The 16,552-nt window shown below is 38.9% G+C and carries 15 protein-coding genes and 1 pseudogene; 2 read left to right on the forward strand and 14 right to left on the reverse strand.

The window, feature by feature from the left end:
* Positions 1-24: 24 nt before the first annotated feature.
* The 12 genes and pseudogenes from SB717_RS03890 to SB717_RS03945 all read right to left on the reverse strand — a co-directional run bounded on the left by SB717_RS03890 (position 25) and on the right by SB717_RS03945 (position 12,886).
* Positions 25-867, reverse strand: a complete 843-nt coding sequence (locus SB717_RS03890) for an aldo/keto reductase (protein ID WP_016766441.1) — start codon at positions 865-867, stop codon at positions 25-27.
* Between the two features lie 183 nt (positions 868-1,050).
* On the reverse strand, positions 1,051-4,365 hold the full coding sequence (locus SB717_RS03895) for an Ig-like domain-containing protein (protein WP_410903282.1): 3,315 nt from the start codon (positions 4,363-4,365) through the stop codon (positions 1,051-1,053).
* 246 nt (positions 4,366-4,611) lie between these two features.
* A pseudogene (locus SB717_RS03900) lies at positions 4,612-5,160 on the reverse strand (N-acetylmuramoyl-L-alanine amidase family protein); the annotation flags it as partial.
* A gap of 195 nt (positions 5,161-5,355) precedes the next feature.
* Positions 5,356-5,820, reverse strand: coding sequence for a C40 family peptidase (locus tag SB717_RS03905; RefSeq protein ID WP_074678796.1), 465 nt, complete (start codon positions 5,818-5,820; stop codon positions 5,356-5,358).
* 229 nt (positions 5,821-6,049) lie between these two features.
* Positions 6,050-6,184: a hypothetical protein gene (locus SB717_RS03910; protein WP_410903283.1), complete on the reverse strand. Its 135-nt coding sequence runs from the start codon at positions 6,182-6,184 to the stop codon at positions 6,050-6,052.
* 131 nt (positions 6,185-6,315) lie between these two features.
* Positions 6,316-6,495, reverse strand: a complete 180-nt coding sequence (locus SB717_RS03915) for a YfhD family protein (protein ID WP_013055768.1) — start codon at positions 6,493-6,495, stop codon at positions 6,316-6,318.
* A 149-nt stretch (positions 6,496-6,644) separates the two neighbouring features.
* Positions 6,645-7,916, reverse strand: coding sequence for a cation:dicarboxylate symporter family transporter (locus SB717_RS03920; protein ID WP_045294664.1), 1,272 nt, complete (start codon positions 7,914-7,916; stop codon positions 6,645-6,647).
* A 217-nt stretch (positions 7,917-8,133) separates the two neighbouring features.
* Positions 8,134-9,057, reverse strand: a complete 924-nt coding sequence (locus SB717_RS03925) for a response regulator (protein ID WP_074678800.1) — start codon at positions 9,055-9,057, stop codon at positions 8,134-8,136.
* Position 9,058: 1 nt separating this feature from the next.
* A complete protein-coding gene (locus SB717_RS03930) occupies positions 9,059-10,366 on the reverse strand; it encodes a sensor histidine kinase (protein WP_410903284.1) in 1,308 nt (435 codons plus the stop codon).
* A 594-nt stretch (positions 10,367-10,960) separates the two neighbouring features.
* On the reverse strand, positions 10,961-11,140 hold the full coding sequence (locus SB717_RS03935) for a hypothetical protein (RefSeq protein WP_410903285.1): 180 nt from the start codon (positions 11,138-11,140) through the stop codon (positions 10,961-10,963).
* 85 nt (positions 11,141-11,225) lie between these two features.
* The gene (locus SB717_RS03940) at positions 11,226-12,689 is read right to left on the reverse strand and encodes a sodium:solute symporter family protein (protein ID WP_098966248.1); all 1,464 of its coding nucleotides are present in this window, start codon (positions 12,687-12,689) and stop codon (positions 11,226-11,228) included.
* Entirely contained in the window at positions 12,686-12,886 is a 201-nt protein-coding gene (locus tag SB717_RS03945) for a DUF3311 domain-containing protein (protein ID WP_013055761.1), read from the reverse strand. The genes SB717_RS03940 and SB717_RS03945 overlap by 4 nt, the downstream gene beginning before the upstream one ends.
* A gap of 201 nt (positions 12,887-13,087) precedes the next feature.
* On the opposite strand from SB717_RS03945, the gene SB717_RS03950 reads away from it, so the two are divergent.
* Positions 13,088-14,050 carry a bile acid:sodium symporter family protein gene (locus tag SB717_RS03950; protein WP_410903286.1) on the forward strand — a complete coding sequence of 321 codons (963 nt, stop codon included), beginning with the start codon at positions 13,088-13,090 and terminating at the stop codon, positions 14,048-14,050.
* Between the two features lie 186 nt (positions 14,051-14,236).
* Here the strand turns inward: SB717_RS03950 and gdh are convergent, their stop codons facing one another.
* Both gdh and SB717_RS03960 read right to left on the reverse strand, forming a co-directional pair.
* On the reverse strand, positions 14,237-15,022 hold the full coding sequence (gene gdh, locus SB717_RS03955; protein WP_025749618.1) for a glucose 1-dehydrogenase: 786 nt from the start codon (positions 15,020-15,022) through the stop codon (positions 14,237-14,239).
* A 62-nt stretch (positions 15,023-15,084) separates the two neighbouring features.
* Positions 15,085-15,936: a GRP family sugar transporter gene (locus SB717_RS03960; protein ID WP_014461263.1), complete on the reverse strand. Its 852-nt coding sequence runs from the start codon at positions 15,934-15,936 to the stop codon at positions 15,085-15,087.
* 289 nt (positions 15,937-16,225) lie between these two features.
* Between SB717_RS03960 and SB717_RS03965 the strand changes: the two genes are divergently transcribed.
* On the forward strand, positions 16,226-16,540 hold the full coding sequence (locus SB717_RS03965) for a winged helix-turn-helix transcriptional regulator (protein WP_013082054.1): 315 nt from the start codon (positions 16,226-16,228) through the stop codon (positions 16,538-16,540).
* Positions 16,541-16,552: the final 12 nt, after the last annotated feature.

Here is a 16,552-nt window from a genome sequence, read left to right on the forward strand (position 1 = left end):
TGTCCCAGCCTATTAATTCTTCTATTAAAAATCAAAGTTGTCCGGATCTGGACCTACTCGGTGATTTTGATTTAATCCATCAATTTTGCTTACATCTTCAGCATCCAATTCAAAATCAAACACAGATGAATTTTCAACAATACGGTGCTCTTTTGTTGATTTTGGAATCGTTACAACTCCGTTTTGCAGATCCCATCGCAGAATGATTTGAGCAACTGATTTACCGTGTTTTTCAGCAATTTCTTTTAACACATCGTTATCTAGCAATTCTCCTTGCATAAGCGGAGACCATGCTTCTAGCTGAATATCGTGCTTTTGACAAAAAGCATGCAGCTCTTTTTGCGTCAAACGAGGATGATACTCAACTTGGTTAATAACAGGCTTAACGTCTGTATCTTTCATTAAGTCTTCTAAATGATGAATTTGAAAATTACTTACACCCACAGCTCTTACTTTTTCTTCTTTATAAAGCGTTTCTAACGCTTTCCACGCTGCTTTATACTTACCTTCTACCGGCCAGTGAATTAAGTATAGATCCAAATATTCTAAGCCAAGCTTTTGTAAACTTGTTTCGTACGCAGCCAGCGTCTCTTCATAGCCTAAATCTGCATTCCAAACTTTTGATGTAACAAAAATGTCTTCGCGTGAAAGACCTGCTTCTTTCAGACCTTGGCGAATTCCTTCCCCTACACCTTCTTCGTTTCCATAAATAGCTGCCGTATCAATGCTGCGGTAGCCTTTGACGATAGCTGTTTTCACCGCGTTCACTAATTCAGGCCCTTCTTCTACTTTAAATACGCCTAATCCAAACCACGGCATTTTGACTCCGTTATGAAGTGTTACTGTATCTTGCAAATGATTACTCATTATAAAAAACCCCCTGCTAATTTCTTTACATTTGTTATTATGAAACAGAAAAAAAGAAAAAGATAGAACCCACTTTAAAGTAAGTTAGGCACTTCAAAGTTCTAAGGTAACTTTTTAGTAACCTTCTATCCCACTTAAAAATCCCTAAAAAAAGAACCCTCCGCAGAGAATTCTTTTTTGTTTTTATTTAACGTTTATATTGACTGCTGAACTTGTATTTCCAGCGGCATCTTTTGCTGTAACAGCCAGCTTTACGCCTGCTTTTTGTTTTGGAATAGTTACTTTAAATTGTCCTTTGCTATCTGCTTTGCCTGATGCGATTACTTTTGTACCGCTTTTAATCGTAATTACAGCATTCGCTTCCGTTTTTCCAGAAATAAACGTGGACAAAGACGTAATGGCATTCACTGCCGGAGGTGCTGGCGGCGTTGTGTCTTGTACTTTTACAATTTTGTACGGACTGTATCCTACTTTATTTTGCAGCACGGCCGTCACTTCCGTTCCTGCTTTTTGAGCAGGAATTTTCACGCTGAACTTGCCGTTTCCATCAATTTTTCCACTCGCTATAATCTTTCCGCCTACTTTAATATAAATAGACGCATTTTTTTCTCCTGTTCCCGTTACTGCTGTACTTTTTTCAGTAAGCGTATTAACGGTTGGAAGCGCTGGTTTTGTCTGTACGGCACTAACCGTTACAAACGCATTGGAGCTGTAGTTATTAGCTGCATCTTTTGCAATAACAGCTAATTTTGTAGCAGCAGGCTGCTTTGGAATGGTGATGCTGAACGTTCCATCCGATTTGGCATTTCCTTTGCCAATGACTTTTTTATCAATTTTCACATGCACTTCCGCGCCCGCTTCTGTGCTTCCCGTTACCACTGTATCTTGATTGCTTACAGCGTTCACTTTTGGTGTAACGGGTGCTGTTTTATCCTGCACGGTTACCGTTACAGCTGGACTTACGCCCGCTGCGTTTCCAGCCGTTACAGACAGCGTGCTTCCTGCTTTTTGTTTCGCAATCGAGATGCTGTAATTTCCTTTAGCATCTGCTTTACCAGCTGCAAGCTGAAGACTTCCGTTTTTAATGATAACCGCCGAATTTGCTTCTGCGGTACCCGTAACGGCTGTACTTCGATCACTCACTTCATTAACTGTTGGTTTGACCGGAGCTTTCTGCTTTGCTGTAACGGTTATAGTCGATACAGTACTGCTATTTCCTGCTGCATCTTTTGCTTGTACGCTTAGCTTGGCATTCGCTTTTTGCAGAGAAATGGAAACAGAAAATGCTCCATTTTCACCTGCTTTAGCCGTTCCCACAGTTGTTGTTCCGACTTTTACAGTAACCGTAGAATTTGCTTCTGCGGTACCTGTAACTTTTGTATCTTGATCACTTACCGCGTTTACTTTTGGCGCAGCTGGTGCCGTTTTATCCTGTACGGTTACCGCCGTGGCAGAACTTGTTCCACCTGCATTTTGAGCCGTTACGTACAGCGTGCTTCCCGCTTTTTGTTTCACAATTGAGATGCTGTAATTTCCTTTGGCATCTGCATTGCCTGCTGCAAGCTGAAGACTTCCGTTTTTAACGATGACCGTCGCATTTGCTTCAGCCGTTCCTTTAAGCATTGTGTCTTGATCACTTACTGCATTTACTTTTGGTGCAAGCGGTGCTTTTAACGTAGATTTAACCGCAAAAGAAGGAGCTTGACTTTCGTTTCCTGCTTTATCTTTTGCACTTACCGCTATTGTTGTTCCACCTATTTGTACTGGAATTGAAACAGTAAATGTACCGTTGCCATCCGCTACTGCAGAGAACGTTGCATCGCCTGCTTTTACCGTCACGGCCGCGTTTGCTTCTGTTACGCCTGTTACGGTCGTATCTTGGTCACTTACTTCATTTACAATTGGAACAGAAGGCGGCGTTTGATCCGTTACGGTCACTACTGTGGCCGTGCTTTCATTTTCAGCTGCATCTTTAGACGTTACCGATACTTTTGTATCTGCTGGCTGCTTGGCAATCGTAATTGCAAATTTTCCAGCTTCGTCAGCAAGACCCGTTCCAATTACTTCATTTTCCACTTTTGCAATAACAGAAGCATTTGGTTCTGTTACCCCGGTAAGAGATGTTTGGTTGTCTCCTAGTGCATTAACTGAAGGTGCATCAGGCGCAACCGTATCTTTCGGTGCTTCTTGCTCCTGCTCTTTTCGCGGATATTTTGTTGTATAAAAACTTAAAAGAGTAGTTGTTGGATAGTAAAAATCTAAAATTTCACGATAGTCTTTTCCTAGGCTTGCCATTTTTTGAGCACCGTATTGACTCATTCCAACACCGTGACCATTTCCTTTCCCATTAAAAGTTGTTGATGTGCTTGTTTCATTTGTTTCCGTTACAAGCAGACTAAGCATCGCACGGCTGTTTAACATTGATTTTAGCTTCGTCGATGTTAAATCTTTTAATTCCAAATGATGAACCACTAGTTTTTGTGAACTGTCTACATCTCCTTTAACGAGGTAGTCCACTGTAATCGCACCTTTAGTCACACGGCCTCCTGATGAAGGAGCATAAAAACTCACCTTTGGAATAGACGTAATTTTAATGGTTTTACCAGGATGCTTATTGGCTACTAACCATGACTTCAAATTATCCGTAACAGTTTTATCTTTTTCAGAAACCGTATTCCACCAAGCGCTATAGTTAACTAAATCTTTTCGTGTTAAATCAATTTGATTTTTTTGAATAGCTAACGTCCACGGCGTCTGCTTATCGTATGGATCTTCTTTCACCGGGAAATAAGAAAGCTGAGTTCCTCCCCAAGCATTGCTGTTTGATTCGGTTCTTCCGCCGTTGCTTGATGAGAAAACGGCGTTGATTAATTTATTGTTGTAGGTGACTACTTGTCCGAATGTCTGATCTACTGCTTGGTTTGTACTGTCATACCACGTATAGCCACCGTACACTTGATAGCTTACCGTGTCATTGATTACTTTTCCTGCATAGCTCATTGCATATGTTCTTGCTGCTACCGCCTGAGTTTTTAAGGCTTGCAGATTCCAAGATGTATAGACTTCATTTGGCACAACGCCTTTTAAATAGTCTTCAATCGGCAGCGTATTAATAGGTCTGACGTACATTCCTTTTTCATTTGTAAACGCAACGTCCCCTAAGTATTGTCTGCCGTTAATAGATACGGGATTTTTATAAAGAGACGGTGTAATTTCAAAGCTTGTAAATTCACCTAAGACAGTGCTTCCTTGTTTTAAAATGACACCTTGAGTCGTTGCTGTTACCGTATACTCTGTATTTGCATTTAAGACCAAATCCGAGTTTTTAATAGTGTATAAATAAGACGGCTTAATTGTAATTGCATGATGATCTCCTAAATAGTTTACTAATTTTACAGACACAACTGGTTCTACCGTTTCAGCTTTCACGCTAGCAAGCGGCGTGAATTGAAACAGCAGTACGCTTAGTACTAAAGCTAATGCCGTTAACTTTCTCATCTTGTTCCCCCATTTTCATGTACTGTCTAACGCATTTTAATATCACTCGTTATATCGACACAGTTCTATAAAAATTAAAGCATTTTACCTAGTTTTCTTTTCTGCTCGTCCATTTTTTTGTCGAAAAAACGCTTCTTTATATCATATGAACGACAAAAAAACGTGTGACATAAATCAAATGATTTAGTCACACGCTTTTATAGGTCTTTTCACCTTTTATTTTTTCATTTCTTCATATGCCGCTATACCATCTGCATGTATACGTACGTGCAGATCAGCTTTTGAATTATTCGCAAGCTCCGCTCGTTCCCGGTTGCTGATATCTACATTATCAGAACTCCGAGTAAGCTTTACGGTTATGCCTTTTTCTTCGAGCAGCTGTTTTAATATCATAGAGGCTTCCAACGTCAGCTTGTATTCCGGCTTCTTGGTCACTACGCCTGATGTGCCTCCGGAAACCTTTATTTTTGTTTCTGCTGATCCCGGTCCGATTGGCTCCTTTTCTAGGTTAGCCCGGGATTGATGACCAGGGTCAATGTAGACTAAAAACGGAGGAGGATCCGCTTTTTCAGGCATGTTGTTTTTTACATTTTTCACTTCATTGCCAGTTTCATTAGGCTGTCCTGCTCGGAACTGTGAGATGGGCCGCTTCACTCTTTCTCCCTGGGCATGAGCTTTTGGTACATCTCCGCTAACAATGGCTTTCTCTGGTTGGCCTTTCATCATAAAGAAAAGTGAGAGTACTGCTGCTATTGCAACAATACCTATTCCATAACTCCATACTAAGCGCTTCATCTTCGCTCACCAAACTTTCGAATAGAGTGGGATATTCCTTATGTTAAAGTACAAAATGTGTTAACGTTATTATCTCATAGAATATGGATTTTTTTGTATAAAACGTTAAGAATAATATCGGCAATATGTTATGTATATGCAAACAAAAACAACACTACATAGCGTAGTGTTGTTTTTCAAAAAAATGACGGATGGTTAAATCCGTTTTGCACCAATATAACGTGCTTTCCAGTAGCTGTTGCTAAGAGATGTAATCGTCACGCCTTTAGACGTAGAAGCTTGAAGAAACTGATTATTTCCTAAGTACACGCCTACATGTGAAGGACCTTTTTTATACGTTTGAAAGAAAACTAAATCTCCTTTTTGAAGCTTTGCTTTTGAAACGCTTGTCCCTACTCGATACATTTGCTCCGTTGTGCGCGGAAGTGTTTTTCCAGCCTTTTTGAAAATGTATTGAATAAATCCAGAGCAGTCAAAACCTTTTGTTGTTGTGCCTCCCCATTTATAAGGAACACCCATTAATTTTTTACCAGTAGCAATAGCCGTTTCTTTGTATGAATATGACGCTGCTTCTACTGTTTGAGCAGGTGCAATAAACGGACTGGCTCCGCTAAATAAGACTGCCGCTGCCGTTATAGACCCAATGATGGCTTTTTTCATTTTTTTCCTCCATTATGTAACCGAACGTTACGTTTCTATGAACTTATTTTTCAATATGCTCGGTTTAATTATAATGAAAAAAGCCTCAAAAACTATTACGCTATGATTAAATAATGTTACAAAATGGTTACTTAGGAATTTTTATCTTTAGATATGTATAAAAGAGGTTGAGACATACCTAAATCAACCCAATCTACAGACGAATAAATGAGCTAGTATGAATCGCTTGTTACGAGGCAGTTAATTTCCGTGCAAGACTTCGCTTTCCGCGGGCGGCCGCTGAGCCTCCTCGTCGCCCACGCTCCTGCGGGGTCTCACCTATTCCGCTTTTCCCGCAGGAGTCTTCGTCTTGCCCTTCAATCAACCTCTAGAAACAACTACATAAACGAAAACTACGTTTACAATAACAATGAAAAAATCCGAACGAGTTGGATTCTCCATTCATCGTTCGGATTTCCCTTCAACTAAAACACTCTTGTCTCAGCCTTTTTTCTTTTACTTTTCTTTTTGCTGCTTCAAAATTAAGTCCTGTTTCGCTTTAGCATCATGATGCTGAGCTAACTCACGTGAAAATTCTTCATTTGCTTGATCCGGAGCAATTTTTAACTCTTTTGGTGTTTGAGGCAGTGACCCTTTGTTGTTATGTGATGATTTGTGATTATTTGCTCTTCCCATGTTGAGACCTCCTTGTATCAATCATTTATTTTTCATCTTTAGTTACTATTCCCAACTTTTCAAAGCAAATTCAAACGAAAAAAGATCCGAACGAATAATCGTTCAGATCTTTCTTCAACTACAATGCTTTTGTCCCAGACTCTTTGTTGTTACGATACTTTTTTTGTTACTTCGTTAATATAAGCTTCCTTGTCTTTATCGTTAAATTGACCTTCCCACTTCGAAATCACGATTGCGCCAAGTGAGTTTCCAATTACGTTTACCGCTGTACGTCCCATATCTAACAAACGGTCAATTCCAGCGATAAAAGCAAGTCCTTCTACTGGAAGTCCTACAGATCCAAGCGTTGCAAGCAGTACAACAAATGAAACGCCAGGAACTCCTGCAATTCCTTTAGATGTAACCATTAAAATTAGTATCAGTGAAACTTGCTGTGTAATGCTCATATCAATACCATACATTTGCGCGATGAAAATCGCAGCAAGCGCTTGATATAGAGTAGATCCGTCTAAGTTAAACGAATATCCCGTCGGAATAACAAAGGATGTAATGGCTTTAGGACATCCGAACTTTTCCATTTTCGCAATAATACGCGGCAGCACCGTTTCTGAACTTGCAGTTGAAAATGCTAGCAACAATTCATCTTTTAGCACTTTTAATAAGTGGAAGATGTTAACGCCTGCCCATTTAGCTACAAGTCCTAGCACAACTAACACAAAGAAAATCATTGTGCCGTAAGCAACAATTACAAGCTTACTAAGCGGAATCAGAGACGCTAGTCCAAATTTTGATACGGTTACACCGATTAATGCAAATACGCCAAACGGTGCAAACTTCATAACTAAATTCGTTACCCAAAACATCGCTTCTGCCGTGCCTTCAAAGAATCTTAAAACCGGCTTTCCTTTTTCACCAATGGATGCAATTCCAAGTCCAAATAGAACAGAGAAGAAAATAATTGGCAGCATGTCGCCTGCAGCAATTGACTCAAATACATTCGTTGGAACGATGTGAACAAATGTTTCTACAAATCCTTTTTGCTCTGTAGCTTCTGCCGTTGATGTGTAGCTGCTGATATCTGATTTTTCAAGACCGCTGCGGTCCACACCAGTACCAGGGTGAAGCAAGTTAGCTGCTAATAAACCCACAACAATGGCAACTGTTGTAATGATTTCAAAGTAAAGAATTGTTTTTCCGCCTAATTTACCAAGCTTCTTAATATCACCAACACCCGCAACGCCCACAATGATACTAGATATAACAATCGGCACCACGATCATTTTAATTAAATGAATGAATACGTCTCCAATTGGCTGCAGCACTTCAACTGCTTTAGGATTTCCGTAAAAAATGGCCCCTACAATAATACCTGCAATCAAACCAATTAAAATTTGTCCTGCTAATCCAAGCTTTTTGAACATATCTTTGCACCTTCCTTCTTTTTTCTAACAGCTCGAAGCTGTTTATTTGCACTTACTGTATTCAACAGATACAATTCCATTAAGAACTGTTTATTAAGTAGTTCTTTTATTCATAAGATTACATTATCATAGGCATCACAAAATCTAACAAAAACCTACTGAAACTAACAAAAAAGTTTTTAGAAAATTACAAAATGAAAACGCTATAGTTTTTTTACTACAGCGTTTGTTTAACTTCATAATAGAGCATTTGGATAAATTTCTTTACATTTATGCGGCTCGGAGTACTGCTTTTTCCCGTGCCTTTTTCTATATCTCTCATGCGCTGATGCACCATTGAAAAATCGAAAAACTTAGAAGCGTAATTTTCAAATTTAGGATTAAAGAAATCAACCATACCAAGAGAAGTCAAATGATTTAAAGACTGATAAATAGCTCTTCTTACTCGCTGCTCGGCTGCTTTCATTTCTTTTTGCAGCACGTCTTCTGAAAAAGATGAACCAAGCTTTCTCACGGTAATTTTCTCAAAAATTTCTTTGAGAGAAGGAAAATGCTGTTCATACATCGTGCTTTTTTCCGTTTGATGCAGGTAATTGATGATTTCAATCAAATCTTTACTTCCGCTTTCTCCTAAAATCCCAAGTTCTCTTAAAAGAAACCTGCACGCTTCTGCCGGATCACTTTCTTTTTTACCAAAAGAAGGCGTTTTTTGCTGATTTCCTACATTAAGTACGGTATTTAACGATTCTTGAATTTTCTCCATTGATTGTTGAACTTGAATTCGTTCAATTACTTTTTGAATGACCATGAGCACTTCCATACGGTTAAGCGGCTTCGTGATATAGTATTCAATGCCAAGCGAGTAGGCTTTTCCAATCAAATCTTTTGTTTCTACTTGTGACATCATAATGATTTTGCCTTTAAAACTATCCTTTATTTTACGCACGGTTTCAATTCCGTCTTGAATCGGCATTAATAAATCAATAAATAAAATATCGATCTGCTGTAATAGAGAAAATTGATCATTTAATACAATTCCGTCTTCTCCTTCTCCTATAACCTCTCCTAAATCATTATCTTCAATAATTTCAGCTAACATTGAACGAAAGACTTCGTCATCATCTATGATATAAAATCGCATATTAGTCCTTATCCCCCATTAACGTAGAAATAGGTAAATCTATAGTAAATTGAACACCGGGGCTTGGAGACAGATTAATAAACTGAATACTTCCCCCTAGCTGCTCGGTCATTTGCTTAACGTAGACAAGCCCAAGGCCCGTAGAAGGCGTTCCGTCCTTTGCATATTTGGATGTAAATCCCGCTTTAAAAATGAGACGTTCATGCCTTTTTTTCACTCCGGAACCGCTATCTCTTACATACAATAAAATGCGGTCTTCTTCTCGACAGACGTCGATCACAATCGCGCCTTCTTTTTCAATCGCTTCGACCGCATTCGTTACTAAGTTATTAATTAATGATAAAAACAAGTACACGTGGTAGCGAGGATGCTCTCCTAAAATCGAATATGAAAAATGAATATCTTTTGCTAACATCGCCGCATATTTTTCGTTGCTGCGCATCACGATTTGAAGTAGACTTTCGATTTCCATATACTCAGAAAATTCTTCTTTTGTAATGACCTTGGACAATCCTGCTGATATCCGCTGGTTGTCTTTTTTAATATCATGTACTTCTCCTGCAATTTGTAATGCTTTTTTGCTAAATTCGTGCAGCGAAGTAAGTTGGTGGATATCCGCTTCGTGTAATTCTTCATATAAATCATACGACTTTTTTGTAATTCTCTCAGCGTCCTGCAGCGTTTTTTTCAAATGAATGGATTCTTCATACAAATTTGAAAGCACAACAAGCAGCTGATCATTTTTTTGAGAGATTTGTCGTTCTCTAAGCTGCCCTTCGTAGAGTTTGATCATGCTAAACAGGCATAAAACAAAGAAACTTCGAAAGACACCTACAATAAAAATTTGCATGAACTCCGGAAACACAATATGATGGTGAACCATCACATACATACAAAGCAATTCCATCCCGCCCGAAACCGTTTCGATGATGATGCTCCATATGCCAATAATCCACGGCTTTGAATGAAAATCGTTAATCTTAAACCAAGAAAAAGCAATCGCATAAACGAGATAATAAATCCCTGCTGAGCACCGGATCTGCAAAGAATGCAGAAAATCAAATGATTCGTAATTATACCAATCAAGGTACATTCGAAAGCCCACTATAGCACTAGCAACTAAAATACCTGGTATTACAGGAGATACCTTTCTTAAAAGCAGCAGTGAAAAGAAAAAAATGGGCACAGCAAAGCTAACTCTATACGTATCGTGAAAAGGATAATATTTAAGCTCTCCTGCCAGCGGCACAACAACTATCATTACTAGAATGAGTAAAACATCTTTTTTTATTACCGTATCAACTTTCATCGTTCACTTCCTGCACTTTTTGAACATAAGTATATAATTTAGCAATCTAAAAGACAATCGCTCTTCCTATAATTTTTACGCTCACACTTGCATTTATAAATATAGCCCATATATAAACGGTTATTTATTCTCTTTCATTATTCTTTGTAGTTTTTTAGATTTTCTTGTTTTATTTTGTAATTTTTGTTGTATAGTAGAAGTACCTTTTAAAATGTGAGGCTGTATCACAACTATTCAATTATTATTACATCACCTGATAGCTACACTAAAAAGGAAAACTATTATTTTATAGGGGGAGCTTATTTTACAATGTGGATCATTACCGTTTACTCGAAAAACCAAAGTCCGACTATGTTTGAATTTGAATCAGAGGTAGAGGCGAAAAAGACATTTCAGGAGATTAAAGGGTGTAAGATCCTATCGGAAGTTATTTACTATAACGACCGAGTTCCCGCTTTAGCGTAAATCAGTTGATGTAGGAAATTTTACAAATTATCGGTTAAAAGCCACGTAAAGAGCCAAAGGATGATTATAGTCCTTTGGCTCTTTGCTGTTTGATTAGAAAAAACGTGGCTGAGACATAATGAGATGAATCTAATATAAAAACGAACAAACGGGAGACATCAGCTGAACTGCTTGTGACACCGCAGTTGATTTCCGTGCAAGACTTCGCTTTCCGCGGGCGGACGCTGAGCCTCCTCGTCGCTTGTGCTCCTGTGGGGTCTCACCTGTTCCGCTTTTCCCGCAGGAGTCTTCGTCTTGCCCTCCAATCAACTGCTAGAAGGGTCTAACGTTGACCCTAACAAAAAAACGAACCACTAATCAAACGTGTTGATCAATGGTTCGTTTTTCACTTCGTCTAACATACTTTTGTCCCAGCCTCGTTTTGCTTTGTGAGCATACTGACTGCCCACATTACGATAAAGTTAATAAGCAGCGCAATAAATCCGACGTTGATATCCTTCATTTGCTGAGGCAGTGACGGAAATAACGTACCAATCGTAGAGCCGCTGATTGTAATATAGGCCACTACAATAATTCCAGCAACAATCCCCCACGCTGCTCCTTGTTTCGTTACAAAGTTATTTTTCTTCAAGCTGAAAAGCAGAGACGGAAACAGCTGTGTCATTAGGCTATAGCCCATTAAAATAATTGTTGACAGCGTCGTTCCTCCATTTAGCGTAAAGTAAACAGAAATAAGAGCTACAACCGGTACAAAGCTTTTTGCTAAACGAGCAATACGCGCTTCGCTTGCTTGAGGCGCAAACGGTTTGTATATGTTTTTCGCCAGCAGCGTTGACGCGCTCATTAACAGCATCGACCCAGGCACAAGCGCTGTCAGCAAACCGGCTCCTCCTATAATTCCAATAAACCAAGGGTCAAAGGTTTGGATTGAAATCCGTAATAGCGCAAGATCCACGTCCCCTCCGCTTAAACCAGGAACTTTTAAAATAGCTGCAAATCCAACAAAAAATACAAAGAGCAGCATCAGCGTATAAAGAGGACTAATGATTGCATTTTTACGAAATACCTTTGCATTTTTCGCTGTATAGCTTGAACTAAACACCTGCGGCCACATATAAAACCCAAGTACTAGCAAAATAACGGTCGAAATAAACCACGAGACGCTTAATCCTTGCTCAGGAAACTTTAAAAACCCTGGCTTCGCTGTATTCACCGCTTCAAACATCGGACCGTATCCTCCGTAATAATGAAAAGGTAAATAAATGCCTAAAAATCCAATCACAGCAAGCATCATAATGTCTTTAATAACGGCCGTCCATGCAGAACCGTGGATACCGGATATCATCACATACAGCGTTAAACTGATAGCTCCCATCCAAATGGCTGCAGGCATCGAAATAGCGCCGTAGGATGCTTGCGATACAATAATCCCCAATCCTTTTAACTGCACAACAATAACAGGAATGACCGCAATCACTCCTACAGCAGCTACAAGCACACCAAGGTAAGGGCTTTTATATTTGCTTACAAAAAAATCAGGCTGCGAAACGAGCTTATGATCTCTTGCATACTTCCAAATAACAGGAAGAAGCCAGTATGATAAGACATACGATAAGCTAATATAAATTAAGACATAAAGTGCGGGAGCTCCTTTTCCATAAGCCCATCCGCTTCCGCCTAGAAACGAAAACGTTGTATAGATTTCTCCGGCCATCAGCACAAACACTAAAACAGCCCCGAAACCGCGTCCGCCTACCGTCCACTGCTCCAAGTTCATGTCCTTGCCTTTGGTTGATCGTATGCCAAGAAAAATAGCGGCTACTAAAAATAGTAAAATAATAATAAGTGCACTATTCATTCTTCTTCCCCTTCCCGATTTCTGGGATCAAGCTTGTACATAACCCCTAAAATAATGGACGTAAGCACCACCCAGATCACCATCCAAAACATATTGAACGGCATACCGAGAACAAACGGAGTGACTCGATTAACAAAAGGGAGAAAACCTAATATGCCTACGAACGGAAGGACAGACAAAATATAGATAAATTTCATGACTAAACTCCTCCGACTTTCTAAAACTAACTTCTTTATATTACCACATATTCTGTGTATTCAATGAAGGAATGCTTGCATTTAAACTGAAATAATCTCCAAAAAATAAAATATTCTGTACTATTTTACAAAAATACTGTTTTCATTTTTCAGAATAAATAGTATAATTTCTTCTTATAGTTCGCAGGAGGTATCGTACAGATGAAAACAATAGAGAAAATCAGTACATTTGCAGGAAAAACGTTTACGCTTTGGGTTATTTTAATTTCCGTTATTGCCTATTCATTCCCGGAGCACTTTGTATGGATTGGAAAGTATATCGTTCCGCTTTTAGGAATTGTCATGTTTGGAATGGGATTAACGCTGTCAGCGTCTGATTTCAGCGAAGTATTTCGAAGACCGAAAGAAGTAGCATTAGGCGTGGTGGGGCATTTTATCATTATGCCGCTTCTTGCATTCGGTTTGGCGATTGGTTTAGATTTACCAAAAGAAATAGCAGTGGGCGTTATTTTAGTAGGCTGTTGTCCAAGCGGCACATCATCAAACGTAATGGTCTTTTTGGCTCGAGGAAACGTTGCGCTCGCAGTTGCTATCGCTTCTGTTTCAACCATTTTAGCACCGATTGTTACACCGGTTCTCATTTTATTATTTGCAAGCAAATGGGTCGATATTGATATCATGTCTCTTATTATTTCCATTATACAAGTTGTCATCATTCCGCTTGCTCTTGGATTTACAATCAAAAAGTTTTTTGGAAAAGCTGCAGAAGCAAGTTCCAAAGCTCTTCCCCTTGTTTCAGTAGTCGCGATTGTCTTGATTGTATCTGCGGTTGTGGCAGGAAGCCAAGCACAGCTTGCTAAAACAGGCGGTATCATTTTTGCCGTAGTTGTTCTTCACAACATTCTGGGTTTCACAATCGGTTTCTTCTTTGCCCGCTTATGCGGAATGGATTTAGCTAAACAAAAAGCAGTGGCAATGGAAGTTGGCATGCAAAACTCAGGGCTCGGCGTTACCATTGCTTCCACTCATTTTTCGCCGCTAGCCGCTGTCCCAAGCGCCATTTTCAGCGTCTGGCACAACATCTCAGGTTCAGTTCTTGCCTTTATCTTCAGCAAACTAAAAGACAAAAACCAGTCATCCTCTGATAAAAAAATGGCTGGCTAATATAAGAAACTTATAAGGAATCAAAAAACTCCCTTGAATGTTCTCTAAAAGGTCTTTGTTTTAAGAAGGTTTTACCTAAGCGAATGCCACCACCCCCGCAAGGGGGGTGGCATTCGCTTAGGTATAGAAAAAGAGACATGGCCGATTTTGCCATGTCTCTTTTTTCTACATCGATTCTAAACTATATTAGCCTCTTCCTGCTTGGAAAGAAGGATATTTCGTCATACCGCCATCAGCAAATAATGTAATACCTGTTACATAGCTTGCTTGTGATGATGCTAAGAAAGCTGCAACTGCTGCTACTTCTTCTGGTTTACCGATGTAACCCATTGGAATCATGCTTTCTACGTCTGCACGTTGTTCTGGATCTGCAAATTTCTCTGCGTTAATTGGTGTGTTCATCGCACCTGGTCCAATGTTATTTACGCGGATACCTTTTGGCGCATATTCAAGAGCCAATGTTTCCGTCATTAGTTTCATACCGCCTTTACTTGCTGCGTAGTGAACAAATAATGGCCAAGGAATCATTTCGTGAACACTAGACATATTAATAACATTTCCTTTAATGTCGTTTTCAACGAAATATTTAATTGCTTCACGGCTTCCTAAGAATGCACCTGTTAAGTTTGTATCAATAACTTTGTTCCAGTTGTCTAAAGATAGCTCATGAGAAGGAACTGGGTTTTCAACACCAGCGTTGTTAATCATAACGTCTAATGTACCGAATTCTTTAATAGCTGTTTGAACAAGATTTACAACATCTTCTTCTTTTGTTACGTCGCCTTGAACGATGATTGCTTGTCCGCCTGCTTCTTCTACTTCTTTTTTCGCATCTAAAGCTTCTTCTTCATTGTTGTAATAGTTAATAACAACTTTTGCTTCTTCTTGACCGAAACGAACAGCCATTGCGCGTCCTAAACCTGTTGATCCACCTGTAATTACAACTACTTTATCTTTTAAATCTGTATACATAATAAAATCCTCCTAGTGTTTTCATTTATTCATACATACTATCGTTAACTTTTACGTAAACGTTAACTTTTAGCCATTCCGAGGAATACGCCACCTAAAATGATGAGCACAATACCAATCGTAATTGAAATAAGCTGACGCTTTGTTTTCTTTTCTCCAAGTAAGAAGATACCGCCAAGCGTTGAAATAACGATTCCCATTTGTGATAATGAGAAGCTTGTTGCAACCCCTACTTTAGGTTGAGAAATAAATAAGAACATGTTACCAGCTGCCCAAATGAGGCCTGGAATAATGTTGCGAATTGCGTATTTATTAAACGGTTTGTGTTTATAAGTAAGTATAAGTCCACCAATTAACATACCAATAGCTTGTGGGAATAGCGCCGACCATCCGTCTACATTAAATAAACGAGCGACAACTACATACACTAAGTATCCAATTGTTGAAATAATAAGGGTAATAATCCCTTTTTTGAATTGTCCAGATTGCTCCGGGTTTTTTTCGCTTTCTAGTGATGTTAACACAATACCAATAACAATAAAGATAAGAGCTAACACGCCTAAAATAACGGTTGTTGTTGTTGACCACTCGTGAAATACGATAACACCGAACAGTGATGTCGTCACAAGCTGCATACCAGTTGAAATTGGCATGGTTTTTGAAACACCAATATAATCAATCGTTTTCAATTGATTACTTTGCCCAACTGCCCAAAATAATCCTGAAACGATTCCGACAATAAAAATAAGCGGCGTCAATACGGGATGAACTACGAAGTAAATAACGGCTGAAAAGATCAGCGCACCAATTGTAGTCCCAAGCGTTTGACTGTAAGGACCTCCGCCCAATTTAACGTTGAACAGGACAATACTTCCCCAGAAAATCGCAGGAAGAATAGCCAAAAGGATATCCATTTGATACTAACCTTCTTTCTCAAACTCTTGATGTAATTGTAAATTTAAAGTACCTTTTGTTTAACTAGGTAACTTTATGTAACCAATCTTAGACCTTTTTTCTTGATACGTCAACAATAATATGTCGATTTTGTGACTTTTTTTAAATACTTTACAATACAGCGTTTCCAAGCTACTGAAAGTTTTGAAAATAAAAAAAGATAGCCTTTTCATTATCCAAATGCTAGTATATAATAACATTACAAGAGTTACTTTTAATATCCTATATACGATAAAGTAGGTGGCATGAATGAATGAATTTGATGAGTTATGTCCAAAAGTGTGGAAAACGTTTGATATAATAGGAAAAAGATGGAATGGATTAATTATTTATGTCCTGATGAGCGGTCCTAAACGCTTTAGTGAAATTCACAGCAGCATTCCTTCTTTAAGTAAACGAATGTTAACCGAGCGAATGAAAGAGTTAGAAGAAGAAGGCATTGTAATCCGGCACGTTATTCCTGAACGTCCGGTTCGTATTGAATATATCTTAACTAAAAAAGGATCAGAGCTTGGTACGATCTTAGGCCCCGTCAGCAAGTGGGCAAAAACATGGATAAAATAAAAAAAGCCTCTT

The sequence above is a fragment of the Priestia sp. SIMBA_032 genome, from assembly GCF_046535215.1.
GTDB classification, from domain to species: domain Bacteria; phylum Bacillota; class Bacilli; order Bacillales; family Bacillaceae_H; genus Priestia; species Priestia aryabhattai.

What these genes read in the sequence shown, in the direction of transcription:
- SB717_RS03895 (WP_410903282.1), bottom strand. Translation starts at nt 4,365, where the DNA reads ATGAGAAAGTTAACGGCATTAGCTTTAGTACTAAGCGTACTGCTGTTT.
- gdh (WP_025749618.1), bottom strand. Translation starts at nt 15,022, where the DNA reads ATGTATACAGATTTAAAAGATAAAGTAGTTGTAATTACAGGTGGATCA.
- SB717_RS03925 (WP_074678800.1), bottom strand. Translation starts at nt 9,057, where the DNA reads ATGCGATTTTATATCATAGATGATGACGAAGTCTTTCGTTCAATGTTA.
- SB717_RS03930 (WP_410903284.1), bottom strand. Translation starts at nt 10,366, where the DNA reads ATGAAAGTTGATACGGTAATAAAAAAAGATGTTTTACTCATTCTAGTA.
- SB717_RS03965 (WP_013082054.1), top strand. Translation starts at nt 16,226, where the DNA reads ATGAATGAATTTGATGAGTTATGTCCAAAAGTGTGGAAAACGTTTGAT.
- SB717_RS03905 (WP_074678796.1), bottom strand. Translation starts at nt 5,820, where the DNA reads ATGAAAAAAGCCATCATTGGGTCTATAACGGCAGCGGCAGTCTTATTT.
- SB717_RS03920 (WP_045294664.1), bottom strand. Translation starts at nt 7,916, where the DNA reads ATGTTCAAAAAGCTTGGATTAGCAGGACAAATTTTAATTGGTTTGATT.
- SB717_RS03960 (WP_014461263.1), bottom strand. Translation starts at nt 15,936, where the DNA reads ATGGATATCCTTTTGGCTATTCTTCCTGCGATTTTCTGGGGAAGTATT.
- SB717_RS03890 (WP_016766441.1), bottom strand. Translation starts at nt 867, where the DNA reads ATGAGTAATCATTTGCAAGATACAGTAACACTTCATAACGGAGTCAAA.
- SB717_RS03945 (WP_013055761.1), bottom strand. Translation starts at nt 12,886, where the DNA reads ATGAAATTTATCTATATTTTGTCTGTCCTTCCGTTCGTAGGCATATTA.
- SB717_RS03915 (WP_013055768.1), bottom strand. Translation starts at nt 6,495, where the DNA reads ATGGGAAGAGCAAATAATCACAAATCATCACATAACAACAAAGGGTCA.
- SB717_RS03940 (WP_098966248.1), bottom strand. Translation starts at nt 12,689, where the DNA reads ATGAATAGTGCACTTATTATTATTTTACTATTTTTAGTAGCCGCTATT.
- SB717_RS03950 (WP_410903286.1), top strand. Translation starts at nt 13,088, where the DNA reads ATGAAAACAATAGAGAAAATCAGTACATTTGCAGGAAAAACGTTTACG.